19 protein-coding genes are annotated in these 22,429 nt (G+C 51.5%); 3 read left to right on the top strand and 16 right to left on the bottom strand.

Annotation, left to right across the window (positions count from 1 at the left end):
• Nucleotides 1–13: 13 nt before the first annotated feature.
• From R2K28_RS06000 to R2K28_RS05980, 5 genes are all read right to left on the bottom strand, one after another.
• Nucleotides 14–919 carry a c-type heme family protein gene (locus R2K28_RS06000; protein ID WP_316368457.1) on the bottom strand — a complete coding sequence of 302 codons (906 nt, stop codon included), beginning with the start codon at nucleotides 917–919 and terminating at the stop codon, nucleotides 14–16.
• A 208-nt stretch (nucleotides 920–1,127) separates the two neighbouring features.
• Entirely contained in the window at nucleotides 1,128–1,667 is a 540-nt protein-coding gene (locus tag R2K28_RS05995) for a TlpA family protein disulfide reductase (protein ID WP_316368456.1), read from the bottom strand.
• A 127-nt stretch (nucleotides 1,668–1,794) separates the two neighbouring features.
• Nucleotides 1,795–2,361, bottom strand: coding sequence for an SCO family protein (locus R2K28_RS05990; protein WP_116449179.1), 567 nt, complete (start codon nucleotides 2,359–2,361; stop codon nucleotides 1,795–1,797).
• Nucleotides 2,362–4,320, bottom strand: a complete 1,959-nt coding sequence (locus tag R2K28_RS05985) for a cytochrome c peroxidase (RefSeq protein WP_316368455.1) — start codon at nucleotides 4,318–4,320, stop codon at nucleotides 2,362–2,364. It abuts the gene before it with no gap.
• 91 nt (nucleotides 4,321–4,411) lie between these two features.
• The gene (locus R2K28_RS05980; RefSeq protein ID WP_316368454.1) at nucleotides 4,412–5,800 is read right to left on the bottom strand and encodes a selenium-binding protein SBP56-related protein; all 1,389 of its coding nucleotides are present in this window, start codon (nucleotides 5,798–5,800) and stop codon (nucleotides 4,412–4,414) included.
• 315 nt (nucleotides 5,801–6,115) lie between these two features.
• On the opposite strand from R2K28_RS05980, the gene R2K28_RS05975 reads away from it, so the two are divergent.
• A complete protein-coding gene (locus R2K28_RS05975; RefSeq protein WP_316368453.1) occupies nucleotides 6,116–6,733 on the top strand; it encodes a TetR/AcrR family transcriptional regulator in 618 nt (205 codons plus the stop codon).
• A gap of 46 nt (nucleotides 6,734–6,779) precedes the next feature.
• Here R2K28_RS05975 and R2K28_RS05970 read toward each other — a convergent pair whose 3' ends face one another.
• From R2K28_RS05970 to R2K28_RS05935, 8 genes are all read right to left on the bottom strand, one after another.
• Nucleotides 6,780–7,352: a rhodanese-like domain-containing protein gene (locus tag R2K28_RS05970; RefSeq protein WP_316368452.1), complete on the bottom strand. Its 573-nt coding sequence runs from the start codon at nucleotides 7,350–7,352 to the stop codon at nucleotides 6,780–6,782.
• A gap of 6 nt (nucleotides 7,353–7,358) precedes the next feature.
• Nucleotides 7,359–8,306: a quinoprotein relay system zinc metallohydrolase 1 gene (locus R2K28_RS05965; RefSeq protein WP_316368451.1), complete on the bottom strand. Its 948-nt coding sequence runs from the start codon at nucleotides 8,304–8,306 to the stop codon at nucleotides 7,359–7,361.
• The gene (locus R2K28_RS05960; RefSeq protein ID WP_316368450.1) at nucleotides 8,303–8,986 is read right to left on the bottom strand and encodes a quinoprotein dehydrogenase-associated SoxYZ-like carrier; all 684 of its coding nucleotides are present in this window, start codon (nucleotides 8,984–8,986) and stop codon (nucleotides 8,303–8,305) included. The genes R2K28_RS05965 and R2K28_RS05960 overlap by 4 nt, the downstream gene beginning before the upstream one ends.
• Before the next feature lie 101 nt (nucleotides 8,987–9,087).
• Nucleotides 9,088–9,663 carry a hypothetical protein gene (locus R2K28_RS05955; protein ID WP_316368449.1) on the bottom strand — a complete coding sequence of 192 codons (576 nt, stop codon included), beginning with the start codon at nucleotides 9,661–9,663 and terminating at the stop codon, nucleotides 9,088–9,090.
• Nucleotides 9,656–10,567 (bottom strand): substrate-binding periplasmic protein, encoded by a 912-nt coding sequence (locus R2K28_RS05950; RefSeq protein ID WP_316368448.1) that lies wholly within the window; start codon nucleotides 10,565–10,567, stop codon nucleotides 9,656–9,658. Before R2K28_RS05950 ends, R2K28_RS05955 begins: the two co-directional genes overlap by 8 nt.
• Nucleotides 10,568–10,596: 29 nt before the next feature.
• Entirely contained in the window at nucleotides 10,597–11,025 is a 429-nt protein-coding gene (pedF, locus tag R2K28_RS05945; RefSeq protein ID WP_116447840.1) for a cytochrome c-550 PedF, read from the bottom strand.
• 171 nt (nucleotides 11,026–11,196) lie between these two features.
• Nucleotides 11,197–12,963, bottom strand: coding sequence for a methanol/ethanol family PQQ-dependent dehydrogenase (locus tag R2K28_RS05940; protein ID WP_316368447.1), 1,767 nt, complete (start codon nucleotides 12,961–12,963; stop codon nucleotides 11,197–11,199).
• 277 nt (nucleotides 12,964–13,240) lie between these two features.
• On the bottom strand, nucleotides 13,241–14,518 hold the full coding sequence (locus tag R2K28_RS05935) for an NAD(P)/FAD-dependent oxidoreductase (protein WP_316368446.1): 1,278 nt from the start codon (nucleotides 14,516–14,518) through the stop codon (nucleotides 13,241–13,243).
• Between the two features lie 732 nt (nucleotides 14,519–15,250).
• On the opposite strand from R2K28_RS05935, the gene R2K28_RS05930 reads away from it, so the two are divergent.
• Nucleotides 15,251–17,266, top strand: a complete 2,016-nt coding sequence (locus R2K28_RS05930) for a sigma-54-dependent Fis family transcriptional regulator (RefSeq protein ID WP_316368445.1) — start codon at nucleotides 15,251–15,253, stop codon at nucleotides 17,264–17,266.
• A 324-nt stretch (nucleotides 17,267–17,590) separates the two neighbouring features.
• Nucleotides 17,591–19,111 carry an acetaldehyde dehydrogenase ExaC gene (gene exaC / locus R2K28_RS05925; protein ID WP_316368444.1) on the top strand — a complete coding sequence of 507 codons (1,521 nt, stop codon included), beginning with the start codon at nucleotides 17,591–17,593 and terminating at the stop codon, nucleotides 19,109–19,111.
• A 202-nt stretch (nucleotides 19,112–19,313) separates the two neighbouring features.
• Here exaC and R2K28_RS05920 read toward each other — a convergent pair whose 3' ends face one another.
• The 3 genes from R2K28_RS05920 to R2K28_RS05910 are packed head-to-tail and all read right to left on the bottom strand — an operon-like array spanning nucleotide 19,314 to nucleotide 21,695.
• Complete coding sequence (locus tag R2K28_RS05920) at nucleotides 19,314–20,081, bottom strand: ABC transporter ATP-binding protein (protein WP_316368443.1); 768 nt, start codon at nucleotides 20,079–20,081, stop codon at nucleotides 19,314–19,316.
• Complete coding sequence (locus tag R2K28_RS05915; protein WP_316368442.1) at nucleotides 20,078–20,824, bottom strand: ABC transporter permease; 747 nt, start codon at nucleotides 20,822–20,824, stop codon at nucleotides 20,078–20,080. Before R2K28_RS05915 ends, R2K28_RS05920 begins: the two co-directional genes overlap by 4 nt.
• A complete protein-coding gene (locus tag R2K28_RS05910; RefSeq protein WP_316368441.1) occupies nucleotides 20,808–21,695 on the bottom strand; it encodes an ABC transporter substrate-binding protein in 888 nt (295 codons plus the stop codon). Before R2K28_RS05910 ends, R2K28_RS05915 begins: the two co-directional genes overlap by 17 nt.
• Nucleotides 21,696–22,429 lie beyond the last annotated feature (734 nt).

The raw sequence follows: 22,429 nt of genomic DNA, 5'->3' as shown, positions 1-22,429 counted from the left end.
CGCCCTAACTCAATCAGGATTTACGTTTCATCCGCTTCATGGCGGCAACCAGACTACGCCGCATGAGTTCAAAGGCATTTGCCAGATCTGCGATTTCATCTTTCCGATCTTTTACACGCACCTCGCGGCTGATATCACCATGGCTCACAGCCGTGGCTACAGTGGTAATCTCCGTAATCGGCACCAGTATCAGACGCTTAACGAGTTTATTCACGACGATGAAAAGAACCGCAAACAGCAATGTGATTGCACCGATCACAATTAGACTGCGCTTAAGCGTCAGGGACTGCACATCCTCCAAGGGTACACCCACTACACTGATGCCCACCACCTCACCGGATTGATAGCCAAAGCCGCTCTCTGTACCGTAGGTGACTTTCACATCCTCAGGTGCCGATTCCGGTTTTCCGTGACAGCGCAGGCAGCCTTTTTTACTGATCTTCGGCGCGGAACTTACCAGGTAGCTCTGGCCATCGATTTCACCACTGGTAGTCACTATTGCCAAATTCCGATCATCTCGGAACCGACTCAATAGATCCTGCTCAAGACCTTGAACTATATTATTTGGATTCAATGGGTTGTCAGAAACATTGCTGATGTAGTATTGAGGCTGCTTCTGCTTAAGATATTTGGCAATTCTGGATGTAGCCACAATCCCGGAGAAGGATGGAGAATAGAAAATCTTCTCCTTCATGAAGTGAGGTCGAAGATCGTTAGCAATAAAGTCCTGAATCGATTTCACCACATCGACCAGCAGCACCAGCTCCTGTTCCGCCCGGTTATAGACTTGCTGCTTGGTGATAATATAAACAACTGGTGTTGTTACCAGGACAGTAACGACATACATCAGGATAAGTGACAGGTTGAAACGTTTTGCCAGACTCCGGCGGTTACTCTGCTGTGTCGACTGTGCTGCCACTATGCTGTCCTCTTGCTGCTATTCCATATCAATGCATATGTTGATCACTGCGGAGGGATTTTAACAACAATTGACCGGTTTTTACCATCACCAAGCCGCTTGATCTTAATGAAGCGCGCCCTTGTCAAGGGAGGCTCTCGAGAGCAAGGAGTTGCTTGAAGCCCCTTAGGCGTATGATGGTGAGATGGAAAGGTATTCGGAGATTGGTTTATGTTCCCGGCAACAAGGCCTTCACCTTGCGCAGCAGGACAACATCGTCCCACTCCCGCTCGCCGACCACCCGGTAGACAATTTCCCCTTGGGGATTCAGTACGAAGGTAGTGGGTAAACCCCTAACCTGCCACTCCTGACTGGTACGCCCCTGCTGATCAAGCAGAACTGGAAAATCGATGGGGAAGTCACTCAGGAAATCCTTCACCGCAGTAACCTCATCCCCCAGGTTAATCGCCAACATGGTGATCCCCTTGGTGCTCAATTCTGCCCAGGCCCGATTCATCGAGGGTAACTCCCGACGGCAGGGCACACACCAACTTGCCCAGAAGTTGACAATCACCACCCTGCCCCGATAGTCCTGGAGCTGATGCCTGCCCCCTTGCGGATCGTGCAGGCTGAAGGGAGGCGCAGGGGTCGGGCTGACTTCTGGCAGCACTCCATCATCAGCCGATAGCGTGCATGGAATCGACATGGACACGGCAAAACAGAGGATCGGCCAGGTCAAACCACACCCAAGGCGGCTCACAGACTTCATAATCCGTACCACTTGTCCGCCGTGTTTAAGCGGCCAATCTAATAGGCCGAATCCGGATCGCAGAATTGTATGAAGGCCCATTGTTGTCATCTAATCCTGCCGCCAAGGTTAAGCTTGATGCTTAGTCTCAGCCATCCTCGTTCAATAATCCACGCACCATGTCGAGTACATGCGTCGGCGGCAACCCATAAGGCACCACTGCGGATAGTACTCCCTGGCTGTCGATCAGATAGAGGTTGGCCGAGTGGTCGATACTGTAACTGCCATCCGCCTTTGCATGCCGTCGGTAGTTGACCCGGTACTGTCTCGCCACCTGCGCCACCTCAGCCTCGCTACCGGTCAAACCGACCAACCCTTCGTCGAAATAGCGGACATAGTCGTGCAGTACCTCGGGGGTGTCGCGTGTGGGATCAAGGGTGACAAACAGGCCCTGTACCCGCTCCGCCTGGCCGTCCAACTCATTCAGCACCGCAGCCAGATTCGCCAGCTCGGTGGGACAGATATCCGGGCAGTAGGTGTAGCCGAAGAAAAGCAGCACCAGCTTACCCTGGAGCTGGCGAAGCTCGAAGGGGTTGTTGTTATGATCGGTAAGGCTGAAATCGCCACCAAGCTCCTCGGTGCTGGCCCAGGTGACTGTGACCGAGAGTGTGCTGAACAACAGCAGAAGCAGCAATCGTTTCCCTGGTATTACCATTCAACGTACCTCCACCTCACTACCGTGTACCCAGCTGGGGTCGCCCTTGCGCACATCACCCACAGGTGCCGCGAAGGCATCGGCCACCAGGGTATCCACATTGCTCCCGGTGAGGGATTGCAGAAAGGCGACCAGGTCCTGCTTATCCCTGTCAGTCAGACCCAGCGGACGGATCAGGGGATCGAGCAGTTCGTTCGGGACACCACCCATATCGTAAAAATCGACAACCTCCAACAGGGTGCTGAAGGTGCCGTTGTGCATGTAGGGCGCCGTAAGCGCCACATTACGCAGGCTGGGAGTCTTGTATTTCCAGCGATCGCTTGGATTCTGCGTCACCTCGTAGAGTCCCACGTCGGTGGGGGGTGGCTCGCCCACCTTTTCGATGACCGCACGATCGACCTGTAGGATCACCCCTGGCGCCACCACCACTGGTTGCGTCTCGGGTAGCAGACCCATCGACTCCCTGTAACCGAGACCGGTGTTGTGCAGTTGATCATCGCTGAAGAGGGCATGCTTCTCGCCGATGCGATGGCAGGCCGAGCAACCCGCCTTGCCGGTGAAGAGTTCAAATCCTCTTCGTGCCGATGTTGATAGGGCACTTTTATCTCCAGCGTAATACCAACGATCGAAGGATGAGTCACCTGAAACAAGGGCGCGCTCATAGCTCGCAATAGCCATGCCGAGGGTCTCCATACTCACCCCCCGGCCATCGAAGGCGGCCTCGAAACGACCGTCGTAATCAGCAATCCCGCGAATCTTCTGCAATACATAGCCGACCGAGGGATTGGCCATCTCGTTGTTGGCCAGCAGAGGCCCCCAGACCTGCTGTTCCAGGGTCTGCTCGCGCCCGTCGTGAAACAGCAGATCGGCATAGGCCGTATTGTAGATGGTAGGTGAGTTACGCCGCACGCTGCGCCCCTCTATACCTACCGCCATGGCCAGCTCGTTGCTGGTGAAACCCTGTTCAGGGACATGACACATGGCACAGGAGAAGGTGTCGTTGAGTGATAAGCGGCGGTCATAAAAGAGCTTTCTACCAAGCGCGATCTTCTCACTGGTCAGGGGATTGGAAATCGGCACTGGTACTGGCGGCAGCCCGAGTGGCGGATTGTTGGCTATACCAAGTAGATCGGCCACCTCTCCCCGCCTCGCCTCCAGGTCGAGAGAACGGGTGACATAATCCTCCTGTTCGTATCCCTGCTTATAGTCCCCGGGTTTCGAGAGTTGTGAAGGCCCGGGGATCTTGGCAGCAGCCTTTAACATCTGCCCCTGTTCCGTTTCCTGCAGCAGTAATGTCTTTACATCGTTGATGATCAGATCGTGATGGAGAAAATCGACACTGTAGATATTGCGTATCCTCTTTTCAGGATCGATGAGAAAGACCCGTAGCACATGACTGTATCCCACACTGGCCTTGCCGCTGCTGTCCACCTCCCGTTGAATCACCTGATTGTAGGATTGCAGTATGGGTTGCAGTTGCTGATGTGAAGCGGTGGTGATGAATTGCCACTCCCCGGCACTGCCCGCATAGCGAAAGTTGTTACTGTAGAGATTCATCACCGCCGGGGTATCGACTTCAGGATCGAAGCTCAGACTGATCAACTTCAACCGGCTGGCCAAATCTGCATCCCGCTTCATCGCCGACTTGATCTTATAGAAGACATGAGAGGATAACGGACAACCATTGACATCGTTGCAGGTACTGTAGATAAACGCCATCAGGACATAGCTGTCCGCGAAGAGATCATACAGACCCTGCTGTTTCCCCTGGCTATTGAGCACCACACCGTTCGCCGCCTCACCCAGCGGTGGCAGAGAGTAACTGCCGATCGCCGGCAAGGTGTAACCCAACTCGCCATAACCGGGTGCCGAATCGGACACCTGGCTCACCGGATCGGCTGAAACCGATGTAATCAGGACGATAACAAGGCAAATAGAAGATACAAGGACTCTGTACATTGACACTCCCAGGCAGCGGCGATCCCAGCGGGCAACTGCTCACCGGGATCGCCTGGTTCCGGATATCAATCAGACACCCGGATTGCCTGTATTACTTACGAATGGATTCCAGGCTTGCCACAGAGACATCCCTATCCTCTGGTCTGACTGCCCCGTAAAGGGAATAGGCGCCGAAGCGCATCTGGTGTGCCCGTCCCAGCTTCTCTTTATTGAAGTCGATGGCGAACTTCTCCACCAGCTTCCCGCCGTCCCAATGATAGGCCTTGAAGTACTGCTCATTGTCCTCACCCTTCTTGTCCCAGTTGGCCAATAGCGAAGAGGTGTAGTAGATACGGGTGCTGTCCCAACTGGAGGAAGCCATGTTGACCTGGCGGCCGATCACCTTCTCATAGACCTGCTTCGGCGCATGGGGATCGCGCATATCGAACAGACGGGTCTTGCCATCCATGAAGGTATTGACCCATAGCCTGCTGTCGTCTGAGCTGATGGAGATATCCACCGGTAGCGGCACCTTGGAAGGATCACCGATATCGGCCACTGCCTTGGACTGCCATTCACCCTGATCGTCTTCATAGATCAGCCAGATCTTGGAAGTCAGCGCGGTGGTGGTCACGCACCAGTTGTGGTTGGGCTGCCAGGCGCAGCGGATCTCCAGCGGGGCACCGGGGACGTCGAACACCTTCTTCGGCTTCTTGCTGTGCAGATCCCACAACACCACGGTGTTGCCGAAACGCTTCATCGCCTCCTTGTCCTGCAGCATCTTGCCAAAATCCATCATGTAGTTGGACCAGCCGGTGAAGGAGGAGGTGAGCATGATGTTGCGCCGCGGCAGTACGCGCACATCGTAGTTGTAACCGTCTGCATATTTGCCGGTCTTCTCCGCGCCACGCAGATTCTGATCAGTGGGCATCCAGTGGGTTGCCACATACTCACCCTCGTTGGTGTACTCCACCAGGGCGGTGCGGCCGCCGTGATCCTTGTTGTTTGAGAGCCCGGTGATCATGATGCGTCCCGGCAGGGCATAGGTGGTATGGGGACCGACAACGCCGCCGCTTTTCTCCACGAAATCGGTCACTACCTTGTGTAGCTTTGGCTTGGCGGGATCACTGTGGACATCGAAGATGAACAGCTTGTTGGTATCGAGACCGCCGGCCCATAGGTAGTGGCGGTCATCGGTAAACCCGGAGTGGTGGGCCTCATTCCGTCCACCTACCGAAAGAGTGTCGACGACCTTGCCATAGTTGGATGACTTAGGATTGACATCAATAGTCACCAGCTTGTCCTGACCGTCACCCAATCCCTCTATGCCGAGGGTCCAGACATAGACGAAATCCTCCTGACCGACAATCTTGGCCATGTAGGGAGATTGGCAGGTCTCATCTGCGTGTGTGGGTAAGACGGCACCGAAAAGGGTGGTGCCGAGAGCCAAGGCAGATGCCACGGCAATCGACTTGGCGGGCTTATTTTTAAATAGCCTCATGGTTTTCAACCTCCTGTGGTATTAATTTTTTACTGCAATTTAGCGTTACCTCAGCCCTCCTCCTGCAGTTGGCCTCTCCTGACCCGCACTCCTCCGCGCTGTCCGGATATACTACTCAATACGCTGATTCACCGATGATCCATCGGATTGAAACCGCCTTGACCCTCCTTAGTCCCGCTGCGCTTCAGCTGGTGATGAGGTAAGCGGCTAAAAAAGAAATTAGAACGAATATTCATTCTTGTCAAATTTTTTACTATGATGTTTATAATTGCCGACTAATAAACAAGGGCCTTTGGACAGGCCCCAGGAACCATAATGCCTTATCTGAAAAAAATGACCCCGGCTAATGCCCCTGTCGATAGTCGCATTCTGAGTACCGCCCTGGACCTCTTCGTCGAACGTGGCTTTCACAATGTCTCGGTACATGACATCCAGAAGCTGGCCAATGTGAGCATCGGCTCGATCTATAACCATTTTGGCGGTAAGGAGGGTGTCGCCAAGGCCCTCTACTACCACCTGATCAAGGAGATGGAGAATTTGGTGGAGGATGTCATCGCCGAGGACCTGAGTTTTCGGGAAAGTTGCAACCGCATCATCTACCTGCTGTTTGAATACACCGAGACCAAGCGTAATATCGTCGCCTATGTGCTGCATGCCAAACACCAGGAATTTTTACCCGACGAACCCCCGATCTGTAGCTCCACTCCGTTTAAGACGATGCGAGACATCGTGCAGAAGGGGATAGATTCGGGGGAGATCCGCCCGGGTCATCCCTGGGTCATCGCCTCCGCCATCTTCGGCGGTGCCATCCGTTTGATTCACCTGCGACTGGACCGGGTCATCGACGAACCACTGCCGAATTTATACGACGAACTGATCGACTGTATGTGGCATGGCATGGTGCCGACATCCGTGAGTGAGATAGTTGCATAATCCTATTTCACATAACCAGATCACTTTGACATAAAGACCAGGTGAGTTATTTTGATAGCAGAGGAACCGGAACACCGGGAACCAGTTCCAACCCGGCCTCCTGCCAGCCGTCGCTACCTTCCGCATACCAGTAGAGGTTGCGATAACCCATTGCAGCCACACGCTTGACCGCATTCCAGGACATCCAGCAATCGACCACGCAGTAGAGAACCAGCGCACGATCCCTATCACCTCGGGTGAGGCGCTCCAGATTGCTTTTCAGATAGGCACGCATGCGTGAGTCGAGTTGGCCATATCCCACATTCGGTAGCCAGGTGCTGCCTGGTATATGCCATCTCTGCCTACTGGGCAGCCAGGCGATACCGAACTCCTCCGTCTCCGGCCGAACGGTGACCGCCTGAACATCCAGCAGCAGTGGATCGACCTGCTGAATGAGTTCGACAAGTTGAACTGTGTCCAGGCGTTTTCCCGCTGGCGGTTCAGCTGGAAGTGGTGCGCGATAGCGGGCAATACGGTAACCCTGGGGTGAAAAGAGCGGGCCATCGGCGGCAGATGCAACACAGGGTAACAACAATGGAATGGTGCAGATCATTGTCAGTACAATGGATCGCACTCGCATACCGGGTCACTCTTGTACAACCCTGCCCCGACTCAACACCTTCGCTTCTATCTCCGGAAACAGGTGCACCACAGAGCGTTGATACTCTTCTGGAAATACCGCAAGTCGGGCAATCGAAGGAGGCGCATCCAGTCGCAGCACTTCGGCCATGGTCATTCCCTGCTCGGCGGCAAGAATCAGGCTGGTCACCAACCATTGCAGATAGTCATGTGTCTGAACAACGGCTCGGGTGTCAGCAACCACACCACCATGTCCCGGCACAAGTAGTTTGAAGTCAAGATGGGAAAACTTATCCAATGCCTTCAACCAATGGGCCACATCCGCATGGGGAGTGGTGGGCGTACGCCCATGGAAGACAACATCTGCTGCAAACAGGACCCCTGTCGTCTGGTCCAGAATCACCAGGTCGGCATGGGAATGACCCTGCATCTCGATCAATTGCAGACGATGACCACCTATCTCGAGAATACCCGGTTGCACGGTTTCAGTAGGCACAACCACTCGGGTACCCACCATCCAGGGACCCACTAAGCGGTACATGTTGTCGTTGAAGTTTTCTCCCTGATCACGAATGCCTTCGATTGTCCCCGCCAGGGCGGCAATGGGAATATCCTCAAACGCCTGATTGCCGAGGATATGATCCGGATGCAGATGGGTATTGAAGAGTTTGAGAATCGGCAGCTCTGTAACATTGCCAATGACCTGACGCAGCTGTTCCCCATACAGCCGGGATGGGCCGCTATCGATAACCACCACCCCCGCGTCGGTGACGATAAAGGCGGTATTGACGATATTGCCGCCATTGCGGGAGTTAAAATGCGCATTCTCACCAAGCAATACATAAGTACCAGGTGCTATCTCAACTGGCTTCAGGCCATAATCCTTGGCAGCCCACACGGGCAAGATGACCAGGATAAGCAGTAGGACGACAACTATTCGCAGTTGGATCATCATAGCTCTACCTCATTCAAACCAGTCATAATCCTGGCCTCTACCGGATTACCATTGTTATCCGTCCCGATCACGGTCACTGAATCCCGCTGTGGCAGATCGAGTGTGATGACGGGATTTCCAGAGACCGGTTCATACAGGAAGAGACGGGAGAGGGTCTCCCCTTTTGGGTCGAGAAACTCCAGGCGGTTGATATAGAAGGCCGGAATACCCGGCACCAAACCGGTATCCATGGGATGCATGATACGCAGTCGCAGACGGGTGGAATCCTTATTCGACCAGAGGCGGCCGATCACCTCTCCCATGCGGCTGGCCCAATCACTGTTCTCACTGCCAAGGCTGGGCAGGGTACAGCCACCCCCGGCCGCATCCACTATGCGCCCGCCCACATGCCATTGACCATCCTGTGTCTGCACCGCTGCACGAATCGGCGTGGCCTGCTGAACCTTGATGCGAAATCCTACCAAGGGCTTTGCATGCAGCGGTTCCATCTCCAGTACCTTATGGATGGGATTGAGCTCCGCGAATACAACTATCCTCGAGACTTTTCCCAGTGCCGAAGCATCCACCAACACAGGTACATTCATCGAGTCCTCAGCATCATCGGGGGCCAAGACCCGAACCCTGTCATCGAATACAACCTTGGCACCACCCAAGAGTGAGAGACGCATATCCTCCCACATGGACGATTTCAATGGGTCAACTAGGTTTTGTTGTGCATGGAGTGGATTCGTTGGGCAGCCGAGGACAAATGATACAAGCAGAATGTGAATCGATATCTTCACTAGGACCTGACCTTATCGATAATGATGCGTCGTAGCCAATGCTTGTCGGATGGCTCATACAGGGCATCGGGATCGATGGGGCGCAGATCTCCCTCCTCCGGGGGTGCCTGGAGCACATTCAAATCGGTCTCTCTCAACTCGCCGATAAATCCGTTTGTGCTGCGTTGAAATTTAAAATAGAGACCGTTCCAGGCATTGATGCCATATTCCTGAGGCGTCTTATGCAGAAACAGTAGATCATACTCCAGGTCGGTCAGGTCATCCTCGCTTATCTGGCGTTGGATTTCATAGGGGTAAGGCAGGTGACAGATTAACTGCACAGGATGGGGAAGACACTTGAATGGACGCATGGAGAGAAAGTGGTTTTCGAACTGCCCCTCATCCCATTCGATGCGATAGCTTTTGCCATTCACGCTATCAACCAGTTTTAAGCTTCCAAGCACGACTGATTCTTGCTGCTGATTCTGGCCGAGTATGCGATACAGATCATCTGCTGCTTCCACAGCACTCACTTTCAACACCACAGTCAGAAGAGCAATGACAAACCAGCTACGCCAACCCTGTCTGTTAGTCACGCTGACTGATTCGCCCATTCGATTCAACCCTAACCAGTCTGATTCGGCTGGGTAATTGATAAGTTGAACGGTACTGGGCAAATATCTTGCTTACTGAGCTCTGCTTACGCAGCTGGGTCATCGCCTGCTCCACCGCCTCAGCCAATACACTGTTACCCTGTTTTACCGCAGCCCCCAAATCCCAACCGGAGGTGCGCAAACCCGGCATCTGTATCGGTCCAACCGCATAGTTGTCAGCATGCTCTCCGAGTGCGAACTCAATCTCGCTGCGAGGTCCGGCGACAGCGGCAATCTCACCCTTCTTCAAGGCGGCAACCGCTTGACCAATATTTGAAAAATGAACGACCTGATTGCGGATTTTTCCGTTGTAGGCGGAGAGAAGATAAAAATCGGTCAGGGTATCCAGCTCCACACCTACCTTTTCGCGGCTGAAATAGTCCAATGGGTCAAGATTGGTACCGACCCCTTTCTCCACCGCCACTACAACCTGTTCCCGATAATAGGGTGCAACAAACTGGACCCGATCGTTCTCTTCGGCAAATGCAGCATCATAGGGGACGTGCAACATGACATCTGCCACGCCACCCCCAAGATAGTGGCCTTTCCAAACGTTGTTGCGCAGGTCATCTTCCATGGATTCATCCGCGCCCACCACCCTGATTGCCGCAGAGACTCCAAGGCTTTTCGCCAGCGCTCGTGCAATGTCGGCATCTATTCCGACAATCCTGCCTTTTTCATCACGATAGGAAAAAGGTGGAAAATTGTTGTAAACAGCCACTTCCAGGACGCCCCGTTCACGAATCCGATCCAAGGCACTGGATTCATCCTCGGCCATTGCCGGACTCTGCAGCATAAGAGAGGCCATTGCAGCCGCAAAGATTAAGATGTCTTTGATCCTATACATATCACTCTCTCATTGTTATGTCTCAGTGATTACTCTTCCACAGGCAGAGTCACCAGCCAGGCCCGGATCGACCACAGTGCCTCCTGCGAAAGGATGCCTTCAAACTTCGGCATATAGGTAATTCCGTTACGTATAGCGCCGTTACGGACACGATAGATATACCACTCATCGCCTTCATCTTCAGGTGGCAGCATGCGCAGGTCGGGGGCGATCCCGCCGGAGACAGCACCCAGTCCATGGCAACGCGCGCAGTTCTGATTGTAGGCGGATGACCCGGTGGCCACGGCATCTGTATTGTCTCTGTAAGGATTGACCTCGAGCCAATCCTCACCCAATTGGGGTAGATGCTTGGTATCTACAGCCTGAGGAGATACATTGCCGTGGGCTAAAGCCTTACCCGTAATAATAGTCGATAGCACTATACCGAGTACGACTTTAATAGATGTTGTGCTTTGCATGTGGAAATACTCCAGGTAATCAAACAGAAAACCGAAAGATGATAATCATCCAACAATTTCCCTTTTCGCTATTTATCTATCGAATACTGAGTTGGTTGTTTGTGTAATAAGGTTGCTTGGCCTGAACCAGGGTCGGATATTGCGTGCTATATCCGACCCTGGCCCAACTGATCAGACGTCGGACAGCTTGAAGACCCAGAGCGATCCACCCTGGTTCAGGTACTTGACCTTCTTCGCCACATCACCGCCCCACAGCGGTACCGCGCCACCCCAGCCGGAAGGTACAGCGATGTACTGCTCCCCATCCTGTTCCCAGGTAACCGGACAGCCAACCACTCCGGAGCCGGTCTGGAACTTCCACAGCTCTTTTCCAGATTTGGCGTCAAAAGCCTTTAGGTAGCCTTCCGGAGTACCGGTAAAAACCAGATTACCGGCAGTGGTCATGACACCACCCCAGAGCGGCGCATTATTCTTGTATTCCCATACAATCTTTCCGCTCTTTGGATCCACCGCCCGCAAGGCACCGATGTAGTCATCATTGAGTGGCTTGATGGTAAAACCGGCGCCAAGATAGGCTGCGCCCTTTTTATAAGTAATCGGCTCGTTCCAAATATCCATGCCCCACTCATTGGCGGGAACATAAAAGAGCTCGGTATCTGGACTGTAGGCCATGGGCATCCAGTTTTTTGCACCGAGAAATGAAGGCGCGACAAATACCACGTCACCCTTCTTACCGTCTTTGCTCTTGGTGGGATCTCCGGGACGCACACCCGTTTCGATAGGACGACCGGTCTTGAGATCAACCCCTTTCGCCCAATCGATCTTGTTGACAAAAGGAAAGGCGTTTTTCAACTCGCCGTTAGTACGATCGAGGACATAGAAAAAACCATTCCGATCGGCATGACCCGCCAACTTATCCCCACCGATGTTGAACGAAACCAGTTCATTCACGCCATCGTAATCCCAGCCATCGTTGGGTGTGTATTGATAGTGCCAGGCGATCTTGCCGGTGTCCGGATCGATGGCCAAGGTTGAAGTTGAGTAAAGATTATCACCCGGTCTTAGATGGGCATTCCAGGGTGCGGGATTACCCGTACCGTAAAATATCAGATCGGTTTCATGATCGTAGGTGCCTCCTTGCCAGGTTGCGGCACCACCGGTCTTCCACAAATCACCAGGCCAGGTGGCGTTGGTGTTCCCGGTGAGACCGTTTTCCATCTTCTTATCACCTTTCCATATGTAACCCATATGGCCCTCTACCGAGGGACGAATCCAGCGCAACTTACCGGTCTTCGCATCACGTGCCTCAACACGTCCAATGACCCCGAACTCACCGCCCGAGACCCCGGTGATTACCATGTCCTTGACGATCAGCGGTGCTGCAGTGAACGAGTAACCCGCCTTGTAATCATCAATCTTCGCACGCCAGACCACCTTACCTGTGTCTTGATGGAGAGCGATAATGCGTGCATCCAGGGTGCCGAATATCACCAGATCGTCATACAACGCGGCACCACGATTGACCACGTCACAACAGGGCAGGATGCCATCAGGCAGGCGATGATCATATTGCCACAACTCTTGACCAGTCTTGGTGTCAATCGCATAGAGTCTGGAATATGAGGCGGTAACGAACATCTTTCCATCCTTGATAACCGGTTGTGCCTCCTGTCCACGCTGCTTCTCTCCACCAAAAGAGAAACTCCATGCCGGTACCAGTTTCTTTACGTTACCGGTATTGATTTTTTTGAGCGGGCTGTAGCGCTGACCCTGCTGGCCCATGCCCCAACTCAGGACATCGCCAGTACTTGCTGCATCACCATCTATTTCAGCCTGAGTCGTACGTGCGCTTACCGCTCCGCTAAAAGTGATAGCGGCACTGAGACCGGTTATCACGACCGCGTTGCGGAAAATCTTGTTTCGATGCTGGGAAATCATAATCTCTTCTCCTCCAGGTTCATTGGATTGTTCTGTTCCCGTGACAGTTTGTTGGATAACTCCCATTCCTGGTTAGACGTTTGAGCAAGAAGCAGGCCAAACGGAATTGTTGGCTTTTGTTTATTGTTAAGCGCTTATTTTTATTTAAAAAACAATGAAAACGCTTGGACTGAAAAGAATATTTGGCGGGAAGTGTCTAGCCTGTCTGTGCTGTCATGTTTTTGGGACAGTGATTCAAGACTCAACACAATTGTTGTATTTACAGTGTTCCAGCAAACTACTGTCTGGCACCCTGGGAGAGCGCATGATAAGCCTCACCAACGCGACACGGATCCTGCATGAGCCGCTTTTTCCACCCTTTAAGGGGTAAATTTGAATGAATCAATCTAGGTAGTAGCTGTAGATGTTCAGCATTACCGATACTGGATGCACCGATCAGTCTCTCCTCATCAAACTGGAGATTCAGATATGTGTAGCTGCTTGTTAAGGAATAGACAGCACTCTCACCACCCTGAATTCCATTCCAGGTGCCAAAAGAGCTTGAGACAAGTCCCAGCGTATCAAGCACATTCATGGTGAGACTGCCTGATAATTTTGCCTTGAGACCACACATGTTTGCTGCTGCTATACGGCCATGCTCACTGGCGGTAAGTTGCACGGCTTGCACCCTTCGTCCACCCGTAGAGAAGCCAAGTCCCTGACAAACATCACCGGCGGCAAATACATTCGGCTGGGTTGTGTTGAGGCGCTCGTCCACAAGCACACCATGATCGAAGGCAATCCCTGATCCCTCTAAAAACGTTGTATTCATTTTTGTGCCAGTGGCGAAAATTACCATGTCCGCAGTAATTGATTCACCACTGTTCAGTAACACGGTGAGCTGATTCAAACCCGAACCGGTGCTTTTATTCGTCTTTCTCTTTCTATCAATCGCTTTGACGTCGACGCAGGTTTGTACCGTAATTCCTTTCGCCTCGCACCATGACTGTATGAGACTGCTGGAGTTATCGTCCATCATGTGCGGAAGGACATGCTTACCCTTCTCGATCAGGTTTATCTGCGCACCTGTGCGTGCCAGTGCATCGATGATGACGAATCCGATAAAGCCACCGCCAACAACGACCAAGCGGCTGTTGATACCCAGGTTGCAGATAATCTTCCTTGCATCCTCGAGGGTCCAGCAGTTGACCACACCAGGAAGTTCACTACCGGGTATCTTCGGTTTTTCTGGCCGGCTCCCGGTGGCAATCAATAAACGGTCATATTCCAAGCGGGTGCCATCTGCCAGATTGATTGCATTATTCTGGCTCTCTACCTTGACAACACTGCCTTTGCATACATCGATGGACTGGGATGCAAAATAGTTTTGGCCACATCTGAGATAGGTATCCTTTTCGTCGATCTTGCCTTGCAGAAACCGAGGTATCTCCAGTCGTGAATAGGGCCTTTCCGATTCATTGCTGATTAATGTGACAGTACTGGATTTATCGAATTTTCTAATCGATTCGGCCGCAACCACACCTGCGGGTCCGGCTCCAATGATCACATGCTGCATAGTCTCTATCTCCACTCCCTGAAAGCAAAACACCTAAGGATCAAAGCTGATCGTAAGTGTTTTACAACTACTCCGAACTTCTTCCTGACTGAGCCTTGGACTGTCGTTGTTACAACGCCTGCTGTGTTTGTAATCTTCCAATGTAGAGGGATCACCAGCATCCAATTACCCGCCCAACTTTGTGTGAACTACCCGAAAATTCCAGCCGCCCAATTCCGCACAAAACCGGGATAGATCCCGGACCTTACACAGGATTTCGACCTGAAAATGATTGTGCCTAAAGCCCTCGCAAAAAGCGCGCCACCATGTTGGTATAGAAATTGATGTTATATGAATAGTGTTGGTGGTTTATGCTTGTGACGATTTACCGGGAGATCCTGGAAACAGGCTTGAAACCTGGATATTCCAAGCCGCTGAATCACCGCCGACAAGCCCTGATAAAGAACTATAAATAGACAGTATCCGATTGTTATTGTAAGCATTATTACGAACTGTAATAGCGTGAGACGTGATTAACAATTTGATCTTTGATTTTGCGACGGCACACACGTTGTGCCGGAAAAAGGCAAAATCCAATTTGACTGGCTATGCCATTTTTGAACAATCGATTGTGTCGAAAATGAACACTTTATATACAAAATTGGTTGCATAGCGTCTACAGTTAACTGTTACGACAACAAAAAAATAATAACTAGTGCAGACTGACTGCCATTATGACCGGATGGAGTGAAAATGACCCAAAATCAGAAGCTTCGGCAACATGCTCAGCGCCTCTCTTCAGTGGCGGCGTTGAGTGATGGTGTTGAGGATCTAGGCATTGAGCGTGAGATTGTCAGATCCTGGCAACGCTGTTTGAATGATGATCATTTGGACCCATTCAAGCCCCGCGGCCCGAATGTTCTCGAACCGCAGACCCTGCATGAACTCAGATCCCGTTTCGATGCCTTTATCAGGCTCTCAGAACCGGAGTTGGCCAATCTGGCATCGGCACTATCCGGTAGCGGTTATGCCGTCATATTGACCGATAACAAAGGTCTCATCCTGCATCATCAGGTCGAGGATAATCTGACCGAGGAGTTCAAGAAGGCTGGATTGTGGCAGGGAGCGGACTGGGGAGAGGGGCATGTCGGTACCAATGGCATAGGCACCTGTATATCGGAAAGGCGCCCGGTAACCGTGCACCGTGATGAACATTTTCTCAGACAAAACATCGACCTCTCATGCTCGGCATCGCCGATACTCGACCCGCATGGCAATCTGCTTACCGTGCTGGACGCATCCTGTTGCGGCACGCAGGACTCGCGTGCCTCGCAGATCCATACCCGTGCCTTGGTCGTCAGTTATGCACGCCTGATTGAAGGCCGATATTTTCTGCGTGAATTCCGCAATCAACGGGTATTGCGTTTTCACAGTCGCGTGGAGTGTGTCGCATTGCCGAATGAAGCGATGCTTGCGCTAGGTGAAGACAATAGGATTCTCGCTGCCAACATCATCGCGTTACAACTGCTTGGGATTCACGATAGGAGTATGCTGATCGGCAAGAGCCTGTCTGAACTTGTGGGTAATGATCTCGATAGTTTATTGTTCGCCTCAAAGTCAAATGAAGGTACCGTGCTACCTTTCCGTCACCAGGAGAGCGGTGCGCGCTTTTTCGGCTTCATCTACAAGTACAAGGAACCGGCACCTTTGCGTGGGCTCACGATCAAACCCGCCACCCAAAGTCCCGATGAGTGTCGCGGGGAACTCTGTAACCTGAATAAACTTGCCGGTGAAGATCCGCAGATGCTGGATGCGGCCAAACGTGCACTACGGGTGATTGATAAGCGTATCCCGATTCTATTGCAGGGAGAAACGGGAACCGGCAAGGACCTCTTCTCTCAGGCAATGCACAAGGCAAGTAAGCGCAAGGATAAACCCTTTGTTGCCTTGAACTGCGCCTCAATCCCCGAGTCACTCATCGAAAGCGAACTGTTTGGTTATAAACATGGCGCCTTTACCGGGGCACGCAAAGAGGGACGGCGCGGAAAGCTGATAGAGTCCAGCGGCGGCACCCTGTTCCTGGATGAGATCGGCGATATGCCGCTGAATATGCAATCCAGACTGCTACGCGTACTCGAAACGGAAGAGGTTGTCCCCCTTGGCGCGGAGGAGCTGATCAAGGTCGATCTCAACATCGTGGCCGCGACCCATCGCGACCTTGTACAACTGATCAATGAGGGTGCATTTCGCGAAGACCTCTACTATAGACTCAACGGTATCACTCTCTACTTACCGCCTCTCAGAGAGCGCCAGGATCTGCGCAATATCATCCTCAAGGTCCTCGAGGCGGAAAACGATACCGGCAAGAAACTGCAAATCACCCCGGAAGCCATTTCACATCTGCTGAAATATCCCTGGCCGGGCAATCTGCGTCAACTGCGGAATGTTATACGAACCGCTGTTGCCCTGTGTGATGGGGACGTCATCGATGCATCCCATATCAATCTGCCGACCCTGGTTGGACGGAATATAAAGCCTCCCCTTAGCCAGCCCCAGGAGATGGCTGCACCGACCGTGCAAAGCGAAGAACCCACTCATGTTGAAGCAACCTCAGACAATCCTCTAAGGTCCGCAGAACATATGGTAATTCTGAATGCACTGAAAACCTATAACTGGAACATATCGCGTACTGCGGAAGCCCTCGATATGAGCAGAAACACGCTCTATCGCAAGATCCAAAAACACGACATTAAACAAGACAACCGTTAAATCCCGGCAAACTTTCGCAGCCGCGGTTTCAAGCAGAGACATGGCATGTCCCAAGACATGCCTGGTGATTTCCTGTTTCATTTCATAACAGTTGTTGAGTAATCGTACAGTTCACTCAGTTCGAATCTGTACCCATGCATTCATTTTATTCCACTATTTCTATCTCAGTTTATATCTCGCTGAATATAAACATAAAAGTTAAATCCATCCTCAAGCATCACTTTGGCATGTTCTCTGCTATCTGCATAACGGATCAAGTTTGAAAAATAATCTTTGAGCATAAAGCCATAACGATGTTACTCAATAATCTATGAGGAGAAGTCCATGATCTATGTTGAACCCAACCAACCAGGTAGTAAGATTGAGTTCAAATCCCGCTACGAAAACTATATTGGTGGCGAATGGGTTGCCCCGGTGGAAGGTCGCTATTTCGAGAATATCAGTCCAGTCAACGGTAAGAGCTTTTGCAAAATTCCCCGCTCCTCCGCACTCGATGTGGATTTGGCCATCGATGCGGCACACCGGGCAAAAGACACCTGGGGTAAAACCTCGGTAACCGAGCGCTCCAATACACTGCTCAGGATCGCAGATCGGATTGAACAGAACCTTGAGCTGCTGGCAGTTGCGGAAACCTGGGACAATGGTAAGGCGGTACGTGAAACACTGAATGCGGATGTACCGCTCGCTGTCGACCATTTTCGTTATTTTGCCGGATGTCTGCGTGCCCAGGAAGGTAGCATGAGTGAGATCGATGAAAAAACCGTCGCCTATCACTATCATGAACCCTATGGCGTGGTGGGGCAGATCATACCCTGGAATTTCCCTCTCCTGATGGCAGTCTGGAAACTGGCGCCGGCGCTTGCCGCAGGTAACTGTATCGTACTGAAACCGGCAGAACAGACCCCGGCTTCAATCCTCGTGATGATAGAGTTGATCGGTGACTTGCTACCGCCTGGTGTCTTGAACGTGGTCAACGGTTTCGGCAATGAGGCTGGACAGGCGCTTGCAACCAGCACCCGTATCGCGAAGATCGCCTTTACCGGCTCCACCCCGGTCGGCTCCCACATCCTCAAGTGTGCCGCCGAGAACATTATTCCTTCGACAGTGGAGCTGGGCGGCAAGTCTCCCAACATCTACTTCGAGGATGTGCTGGATCAAGAGGACGAATTCGTCAGCAAGGCGGTAGAGGGTGCGGTACTCGCCTTCTTCAATCAGGGCGAAGTATGCACCTGCCCTTCCCGCTTACTGATTCAGGAATCGATCTATGACGAGTTCATAGAAAAAGTCATCCAGCGCTCACAGCAGATCAAACGGGGTAATCCACTCGATACCGAAACCATGGTGGGCGCCCAGGCATCTCAAGAGCAATATGACAAAATCCTCAGCTACATGAAGATCGGCGTAGAAGAAGGCGCAGAAGTGATCGTCGGCGGCGATACGGAAGCCATGGATGATGACTATAGTGATGGCTATTATATTCAACCAACACTGCTCAAAGGCCATAACAAGATGCGTGTCTTTCAGGAAGAGATCTTCGGGCCAGTGGTATCGGTAGCAACCTTCAAAGACGAGGCGGAAGCACTTGCCATTGCCAACGACACCGAGTTTGGACTCGGCGCCGGATTGTGGACCCGGGACATGAACCGCGCCTACCGCATGGGTAGAGGCATTGAGGCAGGACGGGTCTGGACCAACTGCTACCACCTCTACCCCGCCCACGCGGCCTTTGGCGGTTACAAGAAATCGGGTATCGGTCGCGAAACCCATAAATTGATGCTGGATCACTACCAGCAAACCAAGAACATGCTGGTCAGCTACGACATCAACCCGCTCGGATTTTTTTAAACGATAACACTAACCTCTATGCCTGTTGAGAATGCGCAGGCATGGGGAAAGTGAAAAGTCCGCAAATAAATGCTAATCAACGCATATTGATTCTGCGTTTCTATACCGAAGTATGGAAATACGGAAATCGGGTTATGAAATAAATCCAACCCTGATCGGTGTGGCAAGCCTCAGCCTAGTTTGAATTTTAAAATATTTGCGTTTATTTGCTTTTATTTGCGGACTTATATTTTCTTCCATCCAAGGCAGCTATCCCGGAGAGTATTTCAGGATGGCGCTGCAGCAGGGCTCTAGTCAGCTGATCCGAATCGCGCTCGACTGCAGGATCGATCCTTGACGGCTGTACTACTTCCTCATGGATAATACTGGCAGGCCCCTTTGAGAGGAAGAGCACCTGGTCGGCCAATTCCAATGCCTCATTCAGATTGTGGGTCACCAGCATCACCGCGCTTGAGTGATTCCGCCAGAGCTCAAGCACCATCTCTCTCAGTGACGCTGCTGTTGGGGCATCCAGGGATGATAAGGGTTCATCCAGCAATAGTATATCCGGCTTTATGGCCATCGCTCTTGCCAATGCCACACGCCGTTGCATGCCGCCTGAGAGTTGTCCTGGAAATGCCTCTGACCTGTCATAGAGTTCTACCATTTGCAACAGGTGGTCGATCCATGCACGTTCTTTTTTGGCATCGCTCATAACGAGCTCGACGTTTTCTCTGACAGTCAGCCAGGGCATCAAGCGGGGATCCTGAAAAACATAACTGACACAACCTGGACCCCCACCCACCCACTCCAGGCTGCCATCAAAGTCGGTATCCAATCCGCTGAGAATGTTAAGCAGGGTACTCTTACCGGCACCAGAAGGGCCCACCATACTGATAAACGCGTCGGTTACAATCTCAAACTCGAGATTCTGGATGACCGAGATCTCACCAAAGGACTTCTCTCTTATCTTTACACGGCAACCTTTCACGAGCGCCACCGGGTTAAATAGTTCTCCAAGGGCCGCATCAACAATGACTCGATACTGTAGATCACCAGCACAAATGCCAGGGTGTAGGCGAGGATACTGGTAATGTCAAAGAACTGGAAAAATGTGTTGAGCTGAAAACCCACCCCATCACTGCGCCCAAGCAACTCAACCACTAATACAATCTTCCAGATCAGGGAGAGTCCGGAACGGGCAGCGGTGATTAGATAGGGATAGAGCTGAGGCATGTAGATATGTAACAGGGATCTGACAAGCGGCACCCTGAACACCTCGCCAACCTGCAGCAGTTGTTGGTCGATCGCCCGCACGCCCTCGCGTACCGTCACCGCCACCAATGGCATCTTATTGATCGCAACCGCTGCCACCGCCGCTGCTTCGACCAATCCGAACCAGACGTAGCAAAGTATGATAATCACCAGTGCAGGGATATTTAATCCCATGATCAGAACGCCATCCAGAATGGTGTCAATCAGGGGGAAACGCCCCATCAGAAAGCCCACTACAATACCGACCAGCATAGCCAGGGTAAAAGCCAGCACGACCCGGCGTAAGGTGACAATGATGCTATTCAGCAAATCACCTTCAATCAAGTGATACCAGAGTGATTGCAGGACCGCCAATGGGCCTGGCAGTTGATCGCTCTCCAGCAGATACGCCGCTATCTGCCAGATAAGTATAAAAACAGAGAGAAAAAGCCACCTTCCCCAATTACTGCCCTGCAACATCTTTTTTAATCAACTCCCCGCTGTCCAAAACCTGCCAGAAGGTACCGGCTTGCAACAGCGCCGCCTCACCCACCAACTTTTTACCCCCCTCCTTGGCTAACATATCGAATACCAGGGATGCAACGTTCATTCCATTCTTCTTCAACCCATAGGGTATGCCTGTTCGATAGGCCTGTTTCAGGTTGTTCAGGGTTGCTGCATTCTTTGCCTTTGTCAGTGGTGCGATTATCTCCCACTCCTCGTCACTATCAGCCAATATCCGTTTCGCTGCATATGAGGCATGTATAAATCCCTCGATCAGCGCTTGATGTTCACCTGCCCACTGGGATGAAAAAACCCATCCCAACATGGGAACAGGCTCTTTTATATCAAGACCATTAAGCATCGATTTGACATCGATCAGCGGACGCATTCCTGCCGCTTCAAGGCGCGCACCGTAGTGCCAGAAGTTCAGCACCGCGGGCAGATCGCCTTTGAGCATGAGCTGATTAAGCAGCGGTGGTGCGGCAAACGCTGGCTCTACAGCAGCAGCAATATCCAATCCCTGATTTCGTCCATAGGTCTGCAGCAACAGCCAACTTTTATCGACAGGGCCACCGGCCACACCCAGTTTAAGTTGCTTTAAATCAGACAGCTGATTTATACCTGAATCGGGGCGTACATATAAACCACCAACAGTGAGCGAATAGGGAAAGAAGGTGTAATCCTTTCCTACCGCCCGCTGCCTGTTCACCCAGATCCAATCACTAACAATCACATCGACGGCGCCACCCTGCAGTGCGATGCTGTTGGCATTTTTAGAACTCAATGGCACGATTTTTATCGTGAAACCATTCTTCACATCGAGTTGATGACGGATGATGACATCCATTTCCCAATTCACTGTGCCAAACTGAAGCACTCCTACCCGCAGCTGCTCCATAGCATTAACAGGTAGGCAAGTTGCGAAGAAGAGTAAACAAGCGATGATTCTATACATGTGACTTCACTTCAGAATTGTTGTCAGCAGGAGGCACATTCATAACATGCCGACGTATGCAGTAAGTTTAGAGGATAACAGACTACTATAGACAGACAAACCAATAGCAAACAATTTACAAAGATAGTGAAAGTCTATTTTAAATATGTTGCCGATTGTTTTATGCCAATCCCGCATCCTGGTGTTTCTGTTTTACACTTGTGCCAAAAACCAATTCAGCACAACAGCATTTACAATACTATTGCTCAGACAGAATTAATCGCAAAAATTCAACTTCCATGTAAATACCACACTTACCTATATGGTAGTACCTTTAAAAAACAGCAGTACAACAATAGGGATCAGATGAGATGCAGAGTCCCGGATCTTGCTGACTCCGGTAAAGTATCAATTCACAACAAGGATTGTATCTTTTGATGGCACAAGATTTATAGCATATTGCAACAATCCAAGCGGATTGTGGTCAATAGGTATCTCACCATAACTCCAACAGTTGTCCCACATTAGCACAACTGGTCCTTGGTTAATGTCTTAAAAAAGGGACACTACACCCCATCACAATACTGTCGCTCTGATCAGTAACCCTCCTATCATATTGTTATTTCTATCAATAATCATAGTGGCAT

It is taken from the genome of Candidatus Thiodiazotropha sp. CDECU1, from assembly GCF_963455295.1.
GTDB lineage: Bacteria > Pseudomonadota > Gammaproteobacteria > Chromatiales > Chromatiaceae > Thiodiazotropha.
The sequence above is the reverse complement of the archived record's forward strand: the minus strand, read 5'-3'. Positions and strand labels throughout refer to the sequence as shown.